Genomic DNA, 20,677 nt, shown 5'->3' on the forward strand with positions numbered 1-20,677 from the left:
ATGAAAACGCTGCTGATGATAGACAGTTCGTTGGGGCAGGCCCGTGGCCACCTGGCGAAACGCATGCTCGGCGCCGCTGCGGCGAAAACCGGCCTGACGCTGGTTGAGTTGCCTGCCGAGGCCGAACTGGTGGTGGTGGCGGGGCAGACAGTGCCTGCTGACGCCGCGCTGAACGGCAAACGGGTTTATGTGGGCGATGTGGAGTTGGCGGTACGCGAACCGGAAGCCTTCCTCGCACTGGCCAAAGCCGAGGCGAAAGCCTGGCAGGCGCCGGTTGCGGTTGCCGTGCCGGCAAAAGCGGCGGGTCAAAAACGCATTGTGGCGATCACCGCTTGCCCAACCGGCGTGGCGCATACCTTTATGGCAGCCGAAGCCATTGAAAGCGAAGCTAAAAAACGCGGTTGGTGGGTGAAAGTGGAAACCCGCGGCTCCGTGGGTGCCGGCAATGCCATTACGCCTGAAGAAGTGGCGGCGGCGGATCTGGTGATCGTGGCGGCCGACATTGAAGTGGACCTGGACAAGTTCGCCGGCAAACCGATGTACCGCACCTCTACCGGTCTGGCGCTGAAGAAAACCGCGCAGGAACTGGACAAGGCGCAGGCTGAAGCCGAAATTTTCCAACCGCAGAAAAGCGGCGGTCCGGCTACGTCCGGCAAGAAGAAAGAGAGCGCAGGGCCGTATCGTCACCTGTTGACCGGCGTGTCGTACATGCTGCCGATGGTGGTGGCGGGCGGTTTGTGTATCGCGCTGTCGTTCGTGTTCGGTATCAAGGCGTTTGAAGTCAAGGGCACGTTGGCCGCGGCGCTGATGCAGATTGGCGGCGGTTCAGCCTTCGCGCTGATGGTGCCGGTGCTGGCCGGTTTCATCGCCTTCTCCATCGCTGACCGTCCGGGCCTGACGCCGGGTCTGATCGGCGGCATGTTGGCGGTAAGCACCGGTGCCGGTTTCCTCGGCGGTATCATTGCCGGTTTCCTGGCGGGTTACGTTGCCAAATTTATCAGTACCAAACTGCGTCTGCCGCAGAGTATGGAAGCGCTGAAGCCGATTCTGATCATTCCGCTGGTCGCCAGCCTGATCGTCGGTCTGATCATGATTTACATCGTCGGTACGCCGGTGGCGAAAATCATGGAAGGCCTGACCCACTGGCTGCAATCGCTGGGTACCGCCAACGCGGTGCTGCTGGGTGCGATCCTCGGCGCCATGATGTGTACCGATATGGGTGGCCCGGTTAACAAAGCGGCTTACGCCTTTGGCGTGGCGCTGCTGAGTTCTTCGGTATATGCCCCAATGGCCGCCATTATGGCCGCCGGTATGGTGCCACCGTTAGCGATGGGGCTGGCGACGCTGCTGGCGCGCCGCAAGTTCGAGAAGTCCGAGCAGGAAGGCGGTAAAGCGGCGCTGGTGTTGGGCCTGTGCTTTATCTCTGAAGGCGCGATTCCGTTCGCCGCCCGTGACCCGATGCGTGTGCTGCCATGCTGCATCGCCGGCGGTGCGCTGACCGGTGCGCTGTCGATGGCCTTCGGCGCCAAGCTGATGGCACCGCACGGTGGGCTGTTCGTGCTGCTGATCCCGGGCGCTATCACGCCGGTGCTGCTGTATCTGGTGGCGATCATCGCCGGTACGCTGTTGGCGGGCGTGTCTTATGCGCTGCTGAAACGCGCTGACGTCCCTGCGGCTACCGCAGCTTAACGTTATCGCCGAGCAATAAAAAAACCGGAGCATCATGCTCCGGTTTTTGCGTTTTTAAGGCTTATTGTTGCGCTTTTAGCCAGGCGATTTCTTCCGCCCAGATATCCGGGTTCACGGTTTCCAGAATCAGCGGGATATTGTCGAAGCGCGCGTCGCTCATGATGTAACTGAAGACCGTTTTGCCGATATTGCCTTCGCCCAGGCTGTGATGGCGATCGACGCGGCTGCCGAACGCGCTCTTGGCGTCGTTCAGGTGCATGCCGCGCAGGTAGTTGAAGCCCACTATGTCACCCAGCGCTTTAAAGGTCTGCTCGCAGGTTTCCTCGGTGCGCAGATCGTAACCGGCGGCAAAGGCATGGCAGGTATCGATACATACGCCGACCCGGCTTTTGTCTTCCACGCCGTCAATGATCGCCGCCAGATGTTCGAACCTGAAGCCCAGATTGCTGCCCTGACCGGCGGTGTTTTCAATCACTGCCGTCACGCCGACGGTTTTATCCAGCACTATGTTGATGGATTCGGCGATGAGCGCCAAACATTTGTCCTCATCAATCTGCATCAGGTGGCTGCCGGGGTGGAAGTTCAGCAGCGTCAACCCGAGCTGTTCGCAGCGCTGCATTTCGTCCAGAAACGCTTCGCGAGATTTTTCCAGCGCCTCGGCTACCGGGTGGCCGAGATTAATCAGATAGCTGTCGTGCGGCAGGATTTGCCCCGGACCGTAACCGTACTGCGCACAGGCGCTTTTGAATTTATCAATCACCTCTGCCGGCAGCGGCGCGGCCTTCCATTGACGTTGATTTTTGGTGAACAGGGCGAATGCGGTCGCCTCTAATTCGTGCGCGCGGATAACCGCCTGATCCACGCCGCCTGACGCGCTGACATGTGCACCGACAAACTTCATTTTCATTCTCCTGTGTAATCGGCGTCATTATGGCATTGATGGCGGCAGGATTGAATGGCGACAAAAAAGCCCGCGATAAATCGCGGGCCAGGGAAAGCTCAAGGCTCATCAGAAGACATGTTGCACCAGCAGGTTCATCGCGCCGCCGCCGACAATCAGCCAGATAAACAGCAGGGTAGCCAGCAGAATGGGTTTGACGCCCGCCTCGCGCACTGCGCTGATGTGGGTGGTCAACCCCAGCGCCGCCATCGCCATCGCCAGCATCCAGGTATCGGCGGTAATCAGGTGTTTCACCCAGGTAGCCGGGATCAGGTTGAACGAGTTCAACCCGGCGACGGCGATAAACAACACCGCGAACCACGGAATGGTGATGGCAGATTTGTCCGCCTTGCACTCGGCATCACGGCTGCGGCTGATATAACCGGAAAGCAGCAGCAAGAACGGCGCCAGCATCATCACGCGGATCATTTTGGCGATCACTGCGGCGTTCTCGGCATCCGGGCCGACGGCATGCCCGGCGGCCACGACCTGCGCCACTTCATGAATGGTCGAGCCGGCATAGATACCGAAAGTTTCCTGGCTCAGCGGCAGCCACCGGTAATGTTCATTCAACTGAAACAGCCACGGGTAGGCGAAGATCGCCAGCGTACCGAACACCACCACGGTGCTCACCGCTACCGCCACTTTGCTGGAATCGGCCTTCAGCACCGGTTCGGTCGCCATCACCGCCGCTGCGCCGCAGATGCTGCTGCCGGCGCCGATCAACATCGCCGTCTGGCTGTCGATGCCGAACACTTTTTTACCCAGCCAGCAGGCCAACAGGAAGGTGGTGCTCAGCGTCAGCGCATCGATGACGATGCCGGTAGCGCCGACGTCGGCAATTTGCTGAAACGTCAGGCGGAAGCCGTAAAGAATGATGCCCAAGCGCAGCAGACGCTGTTTGGCGAGCTGAACGCCGCTGTGGCAGCTCGGTTGCAGCCACGGATACAGCGTATTGCCCACCAGAATGCCGAACAGGATCGCCAGCGTCAGCGCGCCCAGCCCCAGGCCGGCAACCCACGGGATATCGCCTGCCCAGATGGCCAGCGCGGTGAGCGCGCCGACCAGCAACAACCCCGGCGCCAGCCGAGGTAAAGCGTGCAGGGGAAAGTGTCGTGCCGGAAAAGCAGGTGTGGTATCGGTCGCCATAAGTCAGCCCTTTTAATCGAATTCCTTGGGCACAAGACTACGTTTTGGCGGCATAAAAGAGAAATTGATTATATATTTATAACCTATCTGAATAAGTGGTAATGTCCATCATCGTTCAGGCTGTGGCCTGGTTGGCCGCAACCTGAACGTTATTGGGTCGAGAACGTCGGGAGCGCGGTGCGCCGTCATGCCGATTTCTGCAAACGTGGTAATCTTAATGGATAGACACCCTGTGCGTCGCTGCCGGACAGCGGCGCAGATTTAGCATTAATTTCAGTGGCTTTACGGTCAGGCCGCTTTTCAATACCGAGATGGTTATGCATATCACCTTACGTCAACTGGAAGTCTTTACCGAAGTGCTGAAAAGCGGTTCGACCACGCAGGCCTCGGTAGTCCTGGCGTTATCACAATCGGCGGTCAGTGCCGCGCTGGCTGACCTGGAAGGGCAGTTGAGCGTGCAACTGTTCGATCGCGTCGGCAAGCGCCTGGTTATCAATGAACATGGCCGATTGCTGTACCCGAAGGCGCTGGCGCTGCTGGAGCAGGCGGGGGAAATTGAACAGCTGTTCCGCCATGACGGCGGTGCGTTGCGTATCGCCGCCAGCAGCACCATCGGCAACTATATGCTGCCGGAAATGATCGCCCGTTACCGCCATGATTTCCCGGCCACGCCGCTGGAGCTGAACGTCGGCAACAGCCAGGACGTGATTGGGGCGGTGGCGGATTTTCGCGTCGATTTGGGGCTGATTGAGGGGCCCTGCCATATGCCGACGCTGGTCACCCAGCCGTGGCTGGACGATGAGTTGGTGGTGTTTGCCGCGCCGGAAAACCTGCTGGCCCGGCAGCCGCTGACGCTGGAACTGCTGGCCAATGCGCCCTGGATCCTGCGCGAGCGCGGGTCGGGCACGCGAGAGGTGCTGGATCACCTGTTGCTGGCGCACCTGCCGCACTTCCAACTGGTGATGGAGTTGGGCAACTCGGAGGCGATCAAACACGCGGTGCGTCACGGGATCGGCATCAGTTGCCTGTCGCGGCGGGTGATTGAAGAACAGCTGGCGAGCGGTGTGCTGGTGGAGCTGAAAATTCCGCTGCCGCCGCTGATGCGCACCTTGTATCTGATCCACCATCGGCAAAAACACATCTCCAACGCCCTGCAGCGTTTCCTCAGCTACTGCACGTTGCCGGTCTGAGGCGGCGAACTGCGCCAATAACGCCTCCATACGGAGAAATGAAGCATAAAAACCTGCACCCTGTCACATTAATGACAGTAAGTAAGGAAAAATGGGCTGCCGCTAATAATTAGCGCTGAGTTATGAAGCTATCTTATATCAGCGCAATGTTACTAGTTCGCCGGTGGGTATTTGTTACAATCCGCCCTCATTTTTTGACGAGCAGATAGGGTAAGAATGGCTCAGCAGGATATAAAAACATCGGGGCAGCAAGCACCCGGATTGCGCCGCGAGCTGAAAGCGCGGCACTTAACCATGATCGCCATTGGCGGCTCTATCGGCACCGGCCTGTTCGTCGCCTCCGGTGCTACTGTCTCTCAGGCCGGCCCGGGCGGGGCTTTGTTGTCTTATGCGTTGATCGGGCTGATGGTCTACTTCCTGATGACTAGCCTGGGCGAACTGGCGGCCTTTATGCCGGTGTCCGGTTCGTTCTCCACCTACGGCGCCAAATACGTAGAAGAAGGCTTTGGTTTCGCGCTGGGCTGGAACTACTGGTACAACTGGGCGGTGACCATCGCCGTTGACCTGGTGGCTTCGCAACTGGTGATGACCTACTGGTTCCCGGATGCGCCGGGCTGGATCTGGAGCGCGCTGTTCCTCGGCCTGATGTTCCTGTTGAACTACATTTCGGTCAAAGGCTTCGGCGAAGCGGAATACTGGTTCTCGCTGATCAAAGTCACCACCGTCATTATCTTTATCGCCATTGGCGTGCTGATGATCTTCGGCATCCTCAAGGGCGGCGAACACGCGGGCTGGCAGAACTGGACCATCGGCGATGCGCCGTTTGCCGGCGGTTTCTCGGCGATGATAGGCGTGGCGATGATCGTCGGCTTCTCGTTCCAGGGGACCGAGCTTATCGGCATCGCGGCCGGCGAATCGGAAAACCCGGGTAAAAACATCCCGCGCGCAGTGCGCCAGGTGTTCTGGCGTATTCTGCTGTTCTACATCTTCGCGATCCTGATCATCAGCCTGATCATTCCTTATACCGATCCGAGCCTGCTGCGTAACGATGTGAAAGACATCAGCGTCAGCCCGTTCACGCTGGTATTCCAGCATGCCGGTCTGTTGTCGGCGGCGGCGGTAATGAACGCGGTGATCCTGACGGCGGTGTTGTCCGCCGGTAACTCCGGGATGTACGCCTCCACCCGCATGTTGTTTACTCTGGCATCGGAAGGCAAAGCGCCGCGCATCTTCGCCAAACTGTCGAAGGGCGGGGTGCCGCGCAATGCGCTGTACGCGACCACCGTGGTGGCGGGGCTGTGCTTCCTGAGCTCGATGTTCGGTAACCAGTCGGTTTATCTGTGGCTGCTGAACACCTCCGGCATGACCGGTTTTATCGCCTGGTTGGGGATTGCCATCAGCCACTACCGGTTCCGCCGCGGCTATATGATTCAGGGGCGTGACCTGAACGATCTGCCTTACCGTTCCGGCTTCTTCCCGCTGGGCCCGATCTTTGCGTTTGTCCTGTGCCTGATCATTACGTTGGGGCAGAACTACCAGGCGTTCCTGCAAGACCGGATCGACTGGTACGGCGTGACCGCGACCTATATCGGCCTTCCGCTGTTCCTGGTGATCTGGTTCGGCTACAAGCTGGCGCGTGGCACCCGTGTCGTGAAGTACAGCGAGATGGAATTCCCGAAAATGGACGTGAAGTAACGCCTGCCGATACCTGGTGAATGTCCGGTTGCAGCAACAGCGTTGCAACCGGACAGGAAGTGGGTATGAAACGCGGCGCACTCTTACCGCGTTATTCCTTCGTATTGATCGCCAGCGCTTGTTGCGCTGCCGCCATCAGGCTGTCCACCGTTTGATAATCCTGGGTTAACGCCAGCACCCCGGCATTCAGTTGCAGGGTTACCTCACCGAAAGCGCCAAAGACATACGGCGCCTCCAGCGGCGGCATGATGCGCGCCAGAAACTCCCCTTCGGAACCGTAAGGCAAATCGTGCACCAGGATCAGAAACTGGCCGCCGGTGTAACGGCAGACAAAATCGCTTGGACGGATCAGCATTTTCAGACGCTCGCCGATGGTGCGCAGCACGTCATCGCCGATCAGCACGCCGTGGCTTTGATACAGCGCCGCCAGCGGGGTGAATTCAAGAATAAACAGGTGTGAAAGCGGATATACCGTCGCCGAGGGCCGGCAAATGTCTTGCATCACGGCCTCGCCGCCCGCACGGTTGAGAAAACCGGTCAGATGATCGCGATGAGCCGCCTTTTGTTTTTCTTCTGCCAGCGTGACGTACTGCACCAACTGGCGATGGTAAAGCGCGATCAGCCCATGAGCCAGCAGTAGCCACAGCGGGATAAGACTCGCCAGTGCAAACAGATTTTGTACGCGCGACACAGGCGCGGCCAGCAGGTAGGGCAGCGTCAGCAGCATGATTTCCAGCAGGGCGAAGCGCGGAGCCGCGGCGTGGCGCTGCATCAGCCAGAAGGCCAGCGCAGTAATCAGCAGGCCGGCGAACAGGATCAACACCATGCGGCCGGAAAGCATGGCCAGCAGCGCAATGGCACCCACCAGGCCAGACCACAGCAGCACCGTCACCAGCATGGCGTTCGGCCAGACGGGTGGGGTGATGCGAGCCAGCCGCCAACGCATAGCGGTCAGCGCGAACAGCAGCCCCAGAAGAGCGAGGCCGATCGCCATATTGCTCAGCCAGGCGTAGGCCAGCAGCAGTACTGCCACACCGGCGGTGTTCAACCAAGGGGTTCGGGGAGAAGGCACAAGCGTAAGCCGGAGCCGACGTTGAAACTGGGCGTCATCAGTCTGTTGCGGGCCTTGCACCAGCCAGTGGAGCAGGGCAGGTCTTTTAGGCGTTAACGTGGATGGTCGACTTCTCATGGCTGCCTCTTCAATAAGAGCCTAAACAGTAGGCCCCAAATATCCGGCCAGGCGTGTTGGCGCGCCGTTTGCCGGTCAGGATTTGGATTCTAGGTGGTTTCGTCGCAATTTGTCACAGTGCTGCGTGGAGCGATGAAATTTTCGGAATTGTTAACCCTTTCCGGCAAGTTGAGGCGATGGGAGGCGTTTAGCGAATAACCTTTAAGAATAAAGTGTTACATATCAACATGGCTGGTTATAGCTATTGATATGATTGATAAGTATTATCGTTTGCTTTATTGTTAGCGGCTGCTTGCCAGGGTAGTGCGGCCGTTTGCATGCCGCTATGGTCATCGTCGTAACAGGTATCCGAAATAATGAGCGTATCCACCGATCCTATGTCTGACGCCAAGGGGCAACCCGACGTCAACGTCATGGGGCGTTATCAACATATTCTGCGCCACCGTTTATTGATGATGGGGGTATTGGCACTGGCGATTGTTGGTTCGCTATTGCTGGATTTTACCATGGGGCCATCCGGGCTCTCTTTGTCCTCCCTGTGGCAAACGCTGATTGACCCTGCGGCGGCAGATGCCGGAACGCGAGTGATCGTGTGGGATATCCGCCTGCCTTACGCGCTGATGGCGGTGGTGGTAGGGTTTGCGCTGGGCTTGGCCGGCGCAGAAATGCAGACCATCCTGAATAACCCGCTAGCCAGCCCGTTCACCCTCGGCGTTTCTTCCGCTGCGGCTTTCGGCGCGGCGTTGGCCATCGTGCTGGGCATTGGCGTGCCGGGCATCCCGGACCAGTGGTTTATTTCCGCCAACGCCTTTATTTTCGCCCTGTTTGCCGCACTGATGCTCGACGGCATCACGCGCTGGACGCGGGTTGCCACCTCCGGCGTCGTGCTGTTCGGCATTGCACTGGTGTTCACCTTTAACGCGCTGGTTTCAATGATGCAGTTCATCGCCAGCGAAGACACGTTACAGGGTTTGGTGTTCTGGACCATGGGCAGCCTGGCGCGCGCGTCATGGGACAAGTTGGGTATCCTGCTCGGGGTGTTCGCCGTACTGTTGCCGTTGTCGATGATGAGCTCCTGGAAGCTGACCGCGCTGCGGTTGGGTGAGGATCGGGCGGTGAGCTTCGGTATCGACGTGCGTCGTCTGCGCCTGACGACCCTGCTGCGTATCAGTATTCTGTCCGCGCTGGCGGTGGCGTTTGTCGGCCCTATCGGTTTTATCGGCCTGGTGGCGCCGCACATCGCCCGCATGATTTTCGGCGAGGATCACCGCTTCTATCTGCCGGCCAGCGCCTTGATTGGCGCGCTGGTGCTGTCGATGGCTTCAGTCGCCTCGAAAAACCTGATCCCGGGCATTATCATTCCGGTCGGCATAGTGACGTCGCTGGTGGGCGTGCCGTTCTTCCTGAGCATTATTCTGCGTCATCGGGGGAATGTATGAGTCAGGGATTGCGTATTGAACATTTTTCCGCCGGTTACCCAAAGCGGCAGGTTATCCGCGATCTTGCCGTGCCGATGTTGCCGCGCGGGCAAATCACCGTGCTGCTGGGGCCGAACGGCAGCGGTAAATCGACGCTGCTGCGCTCGCTGGCCGGGCTGAACCCGGCGCAGGGGCAATTGTGGCTCGATGACATCGATTTGATGCAGATGCCCTTTGCCCGTCGTGCGGAAAAGGTGGTGTATCTGCCGCAGTCTTTGCCCGCCGGGGTGCATCTGCACGTGCTGGAGTCGATCATCGTGGCGCAACGCGCCTCGGGCGGCCGCAGCAACGCCGGCAGCGAGGCGGAGGTCATGGCGCTGCTGGAACAGCTCGGTATCGCCCATTTGGCGTTGAGCTATCTCGATCAGCTATCCGGCGGCCAGAAACAACTGGTGGGGTTGGCGCAATCGCTGATCCGCCAGCCTTCGCTGCTGCTGCTGGACGAACCGCTGAGCGCGCTCGATCTCAACTACCAATTCCACGTGATGGATTTGGTGCGTAAAGAGACGCGTAAACGCAATATCATCACGGTGGTGGTGGTGCATGACATCAATATTGCTTTGCGGCATGGCGACCACGTGCTGATGTTGCAGGATGGCGAATTGATTGCCGACGGTACGCCGGAAGAGGTGATTACGCCGCAGAGCCTGGCGCGGGTCTACGGCGTGCGTGGGCGCATCGAGCGCTGCTCGCAGGGAACGCCGCAGGTACTGATCGACGGTTTGGTTAACCAGCCGGTGATCTGACAGATTACGGCGTTTTGAAAGCAAGGCATGGTGAAAACAGAAAGGCCCGGTGTCATACAGATACCGGGCCTTTTGGTTTTAGCGTTTTGAGCGCGCAGCGCGCGCCCTTATTGGCATCAGAAGTTGTATGTCATGCCGAGGGTGTAGCGGCGGCCGTCCAGCGTGGTGTTGTAGTTATCGTAATCGACGGTTTTGTCGAGAATGTTGTAAACACCGCCGGTGACCGTCAGGTCTTTATTCGCCTGGTAGCTGAGGCCGGCGTCAACAAAGGTATAGGACGGCGTGTTCTTGGCCATTGAGGTGCGGTTCAGGTATTCCGATGTCTTGCTGCGGAAGTTGACGCGTGACCACAGGCTGACGTCATGGGTGGCCTGCCAGTCCAGTACGGTATTGAGCATGTGCTTCGGCATCTGATTCAGCGCTTTGCCCTGGAATTCACCGCTTTTTTGCTCCGACGAGGTGAAGGTGTAGTTGGTGTTCCACTTCCAGTCTTTGCTGATTTGCCAACCAAAGGTGGTTTCTATGCCGCGCATATTGGCTTTATCGACGTTAGTGCGATCGCTGATAAAGTAATAAGGTGTGGTGCCAATCATGCATTGCGCATCGCCATTCCCGCTGTCGCAGCGGCGCACTTCGGTGATCTTGTCTTTGAAATCGGTGTTGAACAAGGTCACGCCGGCGTTCAGGTTTTTCTGGTTATCCCACATCACGCCGATCTCTTCGCTCAGGCTCTTCTCCGGCTGCAGATCCGGATTACCGATAATGATCGATTTGCGCCCGCCACCGGTAATTTGCCCCCAGTTGGCTGAGGATTGGCGCAGATCCGGCGAGCGGTAGCCGGCGGATACGCCGCCTTTCAGTGTCCACTGTTCGGTCAGGTGCCAGACGCCGTACATGCGTGGCGTCCAGTGGTTGCCGTAGTTCTGATCCTGGTCCATGCGGATGCCGCTGGTCAGGCTGAAGTCGTTGGTCAGCGCCCATTCGTCTTCGGCAAACAGCGCCCAGCTCCAGCGGGTCAATTTATTCAAACCGTCGGCCGCATCCAACTGATTGCCCTGGTCGCTCAGTTTTTCGTAGCGATACTGCCCCCCCAGGTTCAGCCTATGATCACCGAGATCAAACTGGGTCTGGGTATTGAAGATGGTGTTATACATCTTCATGTTACGGCCCGGATTATTCGTCTCTTCGCGCTGAATATAGCTGGTGGTATTGCCGAAATCGTAATAACCGTTGTGCGTCACGGCATAGTTGGTGCGAGTGTAGAGGCTGTCGCTGGCGCTGTTTGGCGTGCACTTGCCGTTGCGGCAGTTCTCGGTCGCTATGGATTTGCCCGGCGTGCTGTTGCGGTCTTGCAAGGAACGGCCGATTTCGAAATCAAAATCGTTCTGCTCGTTCGGTGTCAGGCTGAACACGGCGGTGCCGCTGCGCATACGCTGTTCATTGAAGCCGTTAAGGATTTGGTCCTCGGCGCGGCGCGACAGCAGGCCGTTGACCCTCAGGCCGAGCAGGCCTTCAATCAGCGGGCCGGAGGCGTAGGCGTTGGTCTGGAAAATATCGCCGGAATCGCTGCGTTCCTGGAAGGTGGCGTCGCCGTGCAGCGAGCCTTTCCACTCGGTTCTGGAGGTTTTGCGGGTGATGACGTTGATGACGCCGCCCATGGCGTCGGAGCCGTACAGCGAAGACATCGGCCCGCGCACCACTTCGATGCGCTCAATCGCTTCCAGCGGCGGCAACCAGCCTTGTTCGATACCTGAGTTGTCGCTGTTCGGGCGGGTGCCGCGGGTGTCCACGCGTTTGCCGTCCACCAGTATCAAGGTGTATTTGGAGGACATGCCGCGGATGCTGATATCGCTGCTGCTGGCACCGCCGGTGACCACCACGCCCGGCACGTCTTTCAGGGCGTCGGTGATGTCTCGGTAGGCTTTGTCTTCAATCTGCTGGCGCGGGATCACTGAAATAGAGGCGGCTGAATCCTGGATTTTTTGCTGGAAACCGGAAGCGGTAACCACCATGGTGTCCTGGGTATCCTCTTGCGCCGCCAGTACGCCGGTGCTGGCGAGTGAGGCGACAATCAGTGCGGTGAGCTTGTTATAGCGTGGTTTGTCCATGAGGCAACCTTCCTGGTCTGTTGTAAATCGACAAAGGCGTCGATTTAACGGGTTGAATAATAGGTAGAAACGGTTCCCTGTCGTGGCAGGGGACATCATTCCGTCAGTATTTCGTCAGGCCATTGTAAGGATTTAAAACAGAATGTAAATGCAAATGATAATTCGTATCATTTGTATGATTGAAGGGTAAGCAGGAAGGGATAACCGGATGAATTAAAGGGAAAACCGGCGCGGCAAGGCGCGCCGGGGAAGGTCAGCGTTTCTGGATGTAGGTGATAGCCAGCGCCAGAGCCAGTACCAGCCCTTTGATAATATCCATCGCATAGTAGGGGACTGAAAGCATCACCAGCCCGTTTTGTAATACGCCGAGGATCACCGCACCGACCAGCGTGCCGAGCGCGTTGGGTTTGCCGGAGCCGGCCAGAGAGAAACCGATGTAGGCGGCGGCGACGGCATCCATCAGATAACCGCCTCCGGCGTTAACCTGCGAAGAGCCGATACGTGACGCGAGCAATATGCCGCCAAGCGAGGCCAGCAGCGAGGAAATCACATACGCGGCGACCTTGTAACGTACCGTGCGGATCCCTGAAAGGCGAGCCGCCTCCGGGTTGCCGCCGATGGCGTACATACGGCGGCCGTGTTTGGTTAGCGACAGGAACAATTGCACCACAATCGTGACCGCCAGCATAATCAGCACAATCACCGGCACCTGGCCCAGCGCGGAGAAAATGTCCGGGATGAGCCCCTCGGCCATGTCGCCATTCGGCAACAGCATATTTTGGGTGATTGACCCGCCGTAGCTGTAGGTCATGGCAACGCCCTGGATCACAAACAGGCTGGCCAGCGTCGCCAGCATGTCGGGGATCTTCAGCACCACAATCAGGAAGGCGTTGAACAGGCCAACCAGCGTACAAATCAGCAGCGTCAGCACAATCGCGCCGGTGGTGCCGAAGCCGTACCAAACGAACAGCGAGACCACCAGAGCGTTGGCCAGCGAGGCGGTGGAGCCGACGGAAAGATCGAAACCGCCCACCGACAGCGAGATAGACACCCCAATGGCGATCACCGTAACGATGGCGATGGAGCGCAGGATGTTGATGATATTGTTGGGATCGAGGAAGTTGTCCGACGCCAGCCCGAACAGGGCGATCAGCGCCACGACGGTGAGCAACATCCCCCATTTGTAGAGAAACTCAAACAGCTGATGACGCCAGGGCTGTGCATTGGGCAGGGATAATTCTTTACTCACGCAGGGGTTCCTCCGGTGGAATACAATAATAATGTTTCTTCATCAATATCGGCGGCGTTCAGCTCCGCCACCACCTGGCCGTCCCACAGCACGCAGATGCGATCGCACAGGCCGAGCAGCTCCGAGAACTCGCCGGAGGCGTAGATAATGCCTTTGCCGTCGCGCGCCAGGCCGTCGATCAGAGTGAACAGTTCCTGTTTGGCTTTGATATCCACGCCCTTGGTCGGCTCATCGAAAATCAGCACGTCGGCATCACCGCGCAACCATTTGCCGATGGCCACTTTTTGCTGGTTGCCGCCGGAAAGCCTTTTTAGCCGCTGCTGCGGGCCGGAGGCGCGAATGTTCAGGCTCTGCATGATATCGCGCGCCCAGCGCAGCTCCTGTCGGCGGCTGAACAGGCTCCAGCGCGAGAAACTGTCGTCGGCGCTGACGCTCAGGTTCATCGGGATGGCTTCGTCAATGAATATGCCTTCTTTGCGGCGCTCTTCCGGCACCAGCGCCAGCCCCTGTTCAACGGACAGATGCGGCGCACGCGGCGCCCAGGGCTTGCCGCGCAGTTCGCCGCGTTCCACCCGGGCCGGTGAGGCGCCGAACAGCGCTTTGCACAGTTCGGTTTTACCCGCGCCGGCCAGCCCGGCGATACCCAAAATTTCCCCCTGATGCAGCCGCAGGGAGACGTCGCGCAGCTTGTGACGATCGTGCAGGCCTTCTACCTGCAGCAGCGTGCGCGAGCCGTGCGGCGGGCGCGGCGGCGGGAAGATATCGTCCAGCCGGTGGCCAAGCATTTTCTCGACAATCTGCTCGCCGCCCAGCCCCTGCATGACATCTTCGCTGACGTGGCGACCATCGCGCAGCACCGTCAGCCGATCGCAAATTTCACTCAGCTCGTGAATGCGGTGGGAGATAAATACAATGCCGATACCTTCGGACTGCAGGCGGCGAACGACGCGGAACAGGCGCTCGCTTTCGGCGCGATCGAGCGGGGCGGTGGGTTCATCGAGTACCAGGAAGCGGCAGCGATGCGACAGCGCGCGCGCCAGCAAAACCTGTTGTTTCTCCGCCAGCGTGCACTCTGCCAGGCGTTGGCGCAGGTTGAGGGATAAATCCAGTTGCTGAAGCAGTTGCGCGGCCTGGCGGTACATCTGCGCCCAGTTGAGCAGATGGCCCGGTTCGTTCAGCCAGTCCAGCATGATGTTTTCCGCCACCGACAGCGTGGGGATCAACGCCACGTCCACTTCCTGCTGCACCACGTGGATGCCGTGTCGGCGCGCCTGCTGCGGTGAGTGAATGTCGACGCTTTGGCCGTCGATAAAGATCTCGCCGCGGTAACTTTCGTGCGCGCCGGAGAGGATCGCCATCAGCGTTGATTTCCCCGCGCCGTTGGCGCCGACCAGCGCATGCGTGGAACCGCCATGCAGGGTGAAGTCGACGTTTTGCAGCGCGTTGAATCCGGCAAAGGCGATCGAGATATTGCGCATCTCGAGGCGCGAGGGCGTTGCGGTTGGCATAGTGTGATTAAAAGACGTTTAGGTGTTTAGATGGCTAAAGAACCTCTTTTTTAACACAGATTGCGATTTTGGCAACAAACTAAATGGCATAACTGAGACGAAAAAATTCCTGGAGAGGCGCGCTAGAATCCCAAGCGGTCCCGCAGCGCATAGTACGCCGCGCCAAAGGCGGTGAAGGGAACGCGGAACTGGCGTCCACCGAAAAAGGGCAGATGCGGCAGACGGGCGAAGGCGTCGAAACGTTCGGCATCGCCGCGCAGCACTTCGGCAATCAGCTTGCCCGCCAGATGGGTGCTGGTGACGCCATGGCCGCTGTCGCCCTGCATGTAATAGAGGTTATTCTCCAGCCGGCCGAACTGCGGCATGCGCGACAGCGTCAGCAGGAAATTGCCGCTCCAGCGGTAATCGATACGCACCTGTTTCAATTGCGGAAAGGTTTTCAAGAGCTTGGGCAGGATCAAGGGATCGATATCGGCCGGATCGCGCGCACCGTAAACCACGCCGCCGCCGTACAGCAGCCGGTTATCGGCGGTCAGGCGAAAGTAATCCAGCAGGTAATTGCAGTCTTCGACGCAAAAATTATTGGGCAGCAACGACAGCGCCATGTCTTTTGACAGCGGTTCGGTGGCAAGAATTTGCGAGCCGCACGGCATGCTCAGCCGGCTGAGGCGCGGCTCCAGTGTGTCGCCCAGGTAGGCATTACCGGCAATAATCACAAAACCGGCGGTGACCGAGCCCTGTGCCGTGTGCACTTTGGCCGGTTCACCGTAATCGATGCGGGTGGCCGCCGACTGTTCGTACAGCCGCCCGCCGTGACGGCGTATCGCGTCGGCTTCGCCCAATGCCAGATTGAGCGGGTGCAAGTGGCCGCCGTTGCGGTCCAACAAACCGCCCACGTAACGATCGCTGGCTATCTCGCGCCTGATTGCCTGCTGGTCCAGCAGTTCCAGCCGGGTATTGCCGTAGCGCCGCCAGTTGGCCTGCTGGTGTTCCAGCGTACGCAGTTGTTTAGGGTTCAGCGCGGCGAAGATGCCGCCGGAGCGGTAGTCGCAGGCGATGGCGTATTGTTCGATGCGGTTGCGGATAATCTCTGCGCCTTCGAACATCATGCCGCCAAGCATGGCGGCGGTATCGGCGCCGTAACGCGCCTCGATCACATCGATATCGCGACTGTAAGAGTTGACCACCTGGCCGCCGTTGCGGCCGCTGGCGCCCCAACCGATGCGTGCGGCCTCCAGCACCGCCACATCAAAACCGGCTTCAACCAGATGCAACGCCGACGACAGGCCGGTAAAGCCGCCGCCAACGATGCAGACGTCGCAGCGGATATCTTCGTTCAGAGCCGGGTAGGGTGCGAACGGATTGGCGGTGGCGGCATAATAGCTGGCAACATGTTCCGTCATGACTCCTCCGCCAAAATCGGTCAGAAGGTGGTGGGCGTATGCGCGCTGACGATTCGGCAGACGCGCGCCGACGTATTGCTAAAGCTGTGGGGAATGCCGGTGTTGATGGCGTAACTCTGGCCGGCGGTCAGGCAATAAGTCTGACCGTTGATGGTCAGCATTATTTCGCCTTCCAGCAGGGTGCCTATCTCTTCGCCCTGATGTTTGATCTTCTCGCCGGTGGTGGTGCCGGGTTGATAGGTTTCCAGCATCATTGCCAGATTGCGCGCCGGATTGCCGTTGTGCACCAGCTTCATCGACACGCCCTGGCTACCGATTTCGATCAGATCCTCCGCCTCGATCACCACTTTGGGCTCATTGGCGGCTTCCGGTTCGGCAAAAAAGGCGGACAGCGACAGCCCATACACCTTCAGCAGCTTTTGCAGCGTACTGATGGCCGGGCTGACCTTGTCCTGTTCGATGGTGCTGATTGCGCTGTGGGTTAACCCGGACAGTTCGGCGACACGGCGCTGCGACAAACCCAATTGCAGACGGATCTGTGACAGGCGCTTACCCGGCGCCAAGCTGGCTTCGCTCATAGCGGTACTTCCTTCTGATAGGGGCGACAGGCAGAAATGAACGGCAGCGTCGGGTGCCTGTCTGGCGGATATCGGCACAGCATGATATCGGTAGTTAAGGTGGCTTTGGAAAATATATTGCCCATCGTCTCCCCCGTTCTGGCGGACGAAATTCTGTATGTTAAAAGGCAGCTAACGCCTTTTCGGTCAATATTTTATCAATTTAGCAGCCGGTGGCGAATAATCAAACGGGATTGTAACATTTGCAAACCATTTGTGTTAAGGCTATGTTTCATATTATGGATGTTATTTTGAGCGCCAGTCAGGGCGCAGTCTACAGAGAAATCAGACCATGTGTTGAACCGATCGGCAGACGGATGCGCAAGCGTCCTTAGAGCATAATGGCGGGTGATGTATGCAAACCAATATCGCAGCAGTTGAAAATTTTGCACAGCATAATGAAGAGAGGCGAAGTAGCGCGTTCCAACGTGAGGTTGCTCACTATCTGGAACGCCATCCCTCAACGCAGTATATCGATATTCTTCTCACAGATCTGAATGGTTCCTTCCGCGGTAAACGTATTCCCGTCTCCGGACTGAAAAAATTGGAAAAAGGCTGTTACTTCCCCGCCTCGGTATTTGCTATGGATATTCTGGGCAATGTGGTGGAAGAGGCGGGCCTGGGCCAGGAGCTGGGTGAGCCGGATCGCGTGTGCATGCCGGTGGCCGGATCGCTGACCCCGTCGGCGGCGGACCCGGACAATATCGGCCAGGTATTGCTGACCATGTTGGATGAAGATGGTACTCCCTTTGACGTTGAACCCCGTAATGTCCTGAATCGAGTGTGGCAGGCATTGCGCCAGCGCGGCATGTTCCCGGTGGTAGCGGTAGAGTTGGAGTTCTATCTCATTGATCGACAGCGAGACTCTGAAGGTTATTTGCAGCCCCCTTGTTCGCCCGGCACCCAGGAGCGAAACATGCAAAGCCAGGTCTACTCGCTGGATAACCTGAACCATTTCGCTGAGGTGCTGAACGATATCGACACCCTGGCGCAGATGCAGGGCTTGCCGGCGGACGGCGCGGTGGCTGAGGCGTCGCCCGGCCAGTTCGAGGTGAACCTGAACCATACCGATAACGTGCTGCTGGCCTGCGATCACGCGTTGGCGCTGAAACGCCTGGTGCGGCTGGTGGCGGAAAATCATCACCTGCACGCGACCTTTATGGCGAAACCCTATGAGGAATACGCCGGTAGCGGCATGCACGTGCATATCAGCATGCTGGACGGCGACGGCAAGAACCTGTTCACGGATGCGGACGGCGAAGACTCGTCGCTGTTGCACCGCGCACTGGCCGGCATGATCACCTTGATGCCGGCCTCCATGGCGCTGTTGGCACCAAACATTAACGCCTTCCGCCGTTTCCAACCGGGGATGTATGTGCCTACCCAGGCTTCCTGGGGCCACAATAACCGCACCGTCGCGCTGCGCATTCCCTGCAGCGAGCCGGAGAATCACCGGGTGGAATACCGTGTCGCCGGCGCCGATGCCAATCCCTATCTGGTGGTGGCGGCGATCCTGGCCGGGATTTTGTATGGGCTGGACAACGAACTGCCGCTGCCTGAGCCGGTGACCGGCAACGGGCTGGAGCAGGAAGGGCTGCCGTTCCCGATCCGCCAAAGCGATGCGTTGTATGAGTTTGAACACCAGCATGAGCTGACGCAGTATCTGGGCGAACGTTTTGCGCAGGTTTATCATGCTTGCAAGATGGATGAGCTGATGCAGTTTGAGCGGCTGGTAACGGAAACCGAGATTGACTGGATGCTGAAAAACGCCTGAGGCTGGGTAAACCGAATGTTAATCTGCTGGCGACAGGCGGATTAATAGCGGAATAATTCGCCTTGCAGGTAGGTTTTCCGCACGATCGCCAAAAGAATTTGTGTAAGAAGCTTTCGGGATCTTGTCATCCGGCCGCTTTCTGGTGCAAAATATAGTTAATGCAGATAACCGACGTTTTAACGCGTCGGTTATTTTTTTGCATTTGTGTTCTAACAACTGTGCGTTTCATACACCAAGCGAGGCCGGACACCGATCCGGATAGATAAATAGTTTCGTGCGCGATCAAACAAAACTTTATGGTCGTGACTCATGAGGATAAGAAAGATGGGGCAATTTTTCACTTTAGCGCCGGTGCCCGCCGGTTTCCGCTGCGGCCGCAGCGATTATGGAGCAGTCAAGGCCACCTTGACCCGTTATCCAGCTTCCAATCCCCTTCTTTTTGAATTCAGTCGCACGTTGCGAAGTTTCCCCGCAACCTTAAGTCTTGGCGTGTCTACGCTCCGCAAGGCAGAAGGTAAGGGGGGGCTGCGTCATGTCCGATAACATCATCAGCGCTGCTCCAGCCCAACGCGCGCAACTGCGTAAAACCCTGACTTTAGTTCCGGTAGTGATGATGGGGCTGGCTTACCTGCAGCCAATGACCATCTTCGATACCTTCGGCATCGTATCCGGCCTGACCGATGGTCACGTCGCCACTGCGTACGCCTTTGCTCTGCTGGCGGTTCTGTTTACCGCATTGAGCTACGGCAAACTGGTGCGGAAATTCCCGTCCGCCGGTTCTGCCTATACCTATGCCCAGAAAGCCATCAGCCCGCACGTCGGCTTTATGGTGGGCTGGTCATCGTTGCTGGACTACCTGTTCATGCCGATGATCAACATCCTGCTGGCCAAAATTTACCTGGAAGCCATCTTCCCGGGCGTGCCTTCATGGATTTTCGTGGCGGCGCTGGTTGCGCTGATGACCCTTTTCAACCTGCGCGGCATCAAGCTGGTAGCGAACCTGAACTCCATCATCGTGGTTGTGCAGGTGGCGATCATGATCGTGTTCCTCTGCCTGGTGGTGAACGGTATTTCCCACGGCGAAGGCGCGGGCACGCTGATCAGCAGCCGTCCGTTCTGGTCCGAGAATGCGCACGTGGTGCCGATGATTACCGGTGCGACCATTCTGTGCTTCTCATTCCTCGGGTTTGACGGCATCAGCTCGCTGTCCGAAGAAACCAAAGACGCGGAGAAAGTGATCCCGAAAGCCATCTTCCTGACGGCTTTGATCGGCGGCATCATCTTCATTGTGGTGTCTTACTTCGTGCAGCTGTATTTCCCGGACATCTCGCGCTTCAAAGATCCTGACGCGTCGCAGCCGGAAATCATGCTGTATGTGGCCGGCAAGTTCTTCCAGTCCGTGATCCTGGTGTTCTCCTGCGTAACCGTACTGGCTTCAGGTATGGCGTCGCACGCCGGTGTTTCACGCCTGATGTATGTGATGGGACGCGACGGCGTATTCCCGGAGCGTTTCTTCGGTTATGTTCACCCGAAATGGCGTACCCCGGCGCTGAACGTGTTGCTGGTTGGCGCGATCGCTCTGTCTGCGGTGTCATTTGACCTGGTGACGGCGACGGCGTTGATTAACTTCGGTGCGCTGGTGGCGTTCACCTTTGTGAACCTGTCGGTGATTTCGCAGTTCTATATCCGCGACAAATTGAACCGTACCGTTAAAGACACTTTCAACTACCTGATTCTGCCTGTACTGGGTGCGCTGACTGTCGGTGCGCTGTGGCTCAATCTGGAAACCAGCTCAATGACGCTGGGGTTGGTATGGGCGGCGATTGGTCTGATTTATCTGGCTTTCGTAACCCGCAGCTTCCGTTTGCCGGTGCCGCAGGCCAGTGAAGACGTGGCATAAGCCTTAATCGGACATTATTAAAAAGGGCGCATTGCGCCCTTT

The 20,677-nt window shown here is 58.2% G+C and carries 15 protein-coding genes; 7 read left to right on the forward strand and 8 right to left on the reverse strand.

Annotated features, from left to right (window positions below):
* Positions 1–1,689 carry a PTS fructose transporter subunit IIBC gene (gene fruA / locus JK621_RS24250; protein ID WP_212557979.1) on the forward strand — a complete coding sequence of 563 codons (1,689 nt, stop codon included), beginning with the start codon at positions 1–3 and terminating at the stop codon, positions 1,687–1,689.
* Positions 1,690–1,750: 61 nt separating this feature from the next.
* Here fruA and nfo read toward each other — a convergent pair whose 3' ends face one another.
* Both nfo and JK621_RS24260 read right to left on the reverse strand, forming a co-directional pair.
* The gene (gene nfo, locus JK621_RS24255) at positions 1,751–2,590 is read right to left on the reverse strand and encodes a deoxyribonuclease IV (protein ID WP_212557980.1); all 840 of its coding nucleotides are present in this window, start codon (positions 2,588–2,590) and stop codon (positions 1,751–1,753) included.
* A 108-nt stretch (positions 2,591–2,698) separates the two neighbouring features.
* Positions 2,699–3,778, reverse strand: a complete 1,080-nt coding sequence (locus tag JK621_RS24260) for a YeiH family protein (protein WP_212557981.1) — start codon at positions 3,776–3,778, stop codon at positions 2,699–2,701.
* 317 nt (positions 3,779–4,095) lie between these two features.
* Between JK621_RS24260 and yieE the strand changes: the two genes are divergently transcribed.
* Both yieE and JK621_RS24270 read left to right on the forward strand, forming a co-directional pair.
* Positions 4,096–4,968, forward strand: a complete 873-nt coding sequence (gene yieE, locus JK621_RS24265; protein ID WP_212557982.1) for a DNA-binding transcriptional regulator YeiE — start codon at positions 4,096–4,098, stop codon at positions 4,966–4,968.
* Between the two features lie 216 nt (positions 4,969–5,184).
* A complete protein-coding gene (locus tag JK621_RS24270; protein WP_212557983.1) occupies positions 5,185–6,663 on the forward strand; it encodes an amino acid permease in 1,479 nt (492 codons plus the stop codon).
* 91 nt (positions 6,664–6,754) lie between these two features.
* Here JK621_RS24270 and JK621_RS24275 read toward each other — a convergent pair whose 3' ends face one another.
* Positions 6,755–7,852, reverse strand: coding sequence for a GGDEF domain-containing protein (locus tag JK621_RS24275; RefSeq protein ID WP_212557984.1), 1,098 nt, complete (start codon positions 7,850–7,852; stop codon positions 6,755–6,757).
* 356 nt (positions 7,853–8,208) lie between these two features.
* Here JK621_RS24275 and JK621_RS24280 point away from each other — a divergent pair, with 356 nt between their 5' ends.
* Entirely contained in the window at positions 8,209–9,291 is a 1,083-nt protein-coding gene (locus JK621_RS24280) for a FecCD family ABC transporter permease (RefSeq protein WP_212557985.1), read from the forward strand.
* A complete protein-coding gene (locus tag JK621_RS24285; RefSeq protein WP_212557986.1) occupies positions 9,288–10,076 on the forward strand; it encodes an ABC transporter ATP-binding protein in 789 nt (262 codons plus the stop codon). The genes JK621_RS24280 and JK621_RS24285 overlap by 4 nt, the downstream gene beginning before the upstream one ends.
* Before the next feature lie 116 nt (positions 10,077–10,192).
* Here the strand turns inward: JK621_RS24285 and JK621_RS24290 are convergent, their stop codons facing one another.
* From JK621_RS24290 to puuR, 5 genes are all read right to left on the reverse strand, one after another.
* Complete coding sequence (locus JK621_RS24290; RefSeq protein ID WP_212557987.1) at positions 10,193–12,184, reverse strand: ligand-gated channel protein; 1,992 nt, start codon at positions 12,182–12,184, stop codon at positions 10,193–10,195.
* Positions 12,185–12,437: 253 nt separating this feature from the next.
* Positions 12,438–13,433, reverse strand: a complete 996-nt coding sequence (locus JK621_RS24295; RefSeq protein ID WP_004947008.1) for an ABC transporter permease — start codon at positions 13,431–13,433, stop codon at positions 12,438–12,440.
* Positions 13,430–14,941 carry a sugar ABC transporter ATP-binding protein gene (locus tag JK621_RS24300; protein ID WP_212557988.1) on the reverse strand — a complete coding sequence of 504 codons (1,512 nt, stop codon included), beginning with the start codon at positions 14,939–14,941 and terminating at the stop codon, positions 13,430–13,432. Before JK621_RS24300 ends, JK621_RS24295 begins: the two co-directional genes overlap by 4 nt.
* 122 nt (positions 14,942–15,063) lie before the next feature.
* Complete coding sequence (locus JK621_RS24305; RefSeq protein WP_212557989.1) at positions 15,064–16,344, reverse strand: NAD(P)/FAD-dependent oxidoreductase; 1,281 nt, start codon at positions 16,342–16,344, stop codon at positions 15,064–15,066.
* Between the two features lie 20 nt (positions 16,345–16,364).
* Positions 16,365–16,922, reverse strand: a complete 558-nt coding sequence (gene puuR / locus JK621_RS24310; RefSeq protein ID WP_212557990.1) for an HTH-type transcriptional regulator PuuR — start codon at positions 16,920–16,922, stop codon at positions 16,365–16,367.
* A gap of 394 nt (positions 16,923–17,316) precedes the next feature.
* Between puuR and JK621_RS24315 the strand changes: the two genes are divergently transcribed.
* Positions 17,317–18,735 (forward strand): glutamine synthetase family protein, encoded by a 1,419-nt coding sequence (locus JK621_RS24315; protein WP_212557991.1) that lies wholly within the window; start codon positions 17,317–17,319, stop codon positions 18,733–18,735.
* A gap of 532 nt (positions 18,736–19,267) precedes the next feature.
* Entirely contained in the window at positions 19,268–20,635 is a 1,368-nt protein-coding gene (locus tag JK621_RS24320) for an APC family permease (protein ID WP_004946987.1), read from the forward strand.
* Positions 20,636–20,677: the final 42 nt, after the last annotated feature.

This window comes from Serratia plymuthica (assembly GCF_018336935.1).
GTDB lineage: Bacteria > Pseudomonadota > Gammaproteobacteria > Enterobacterales > Enterobacteriaceae > Serratia > Serratia plymuthica_B.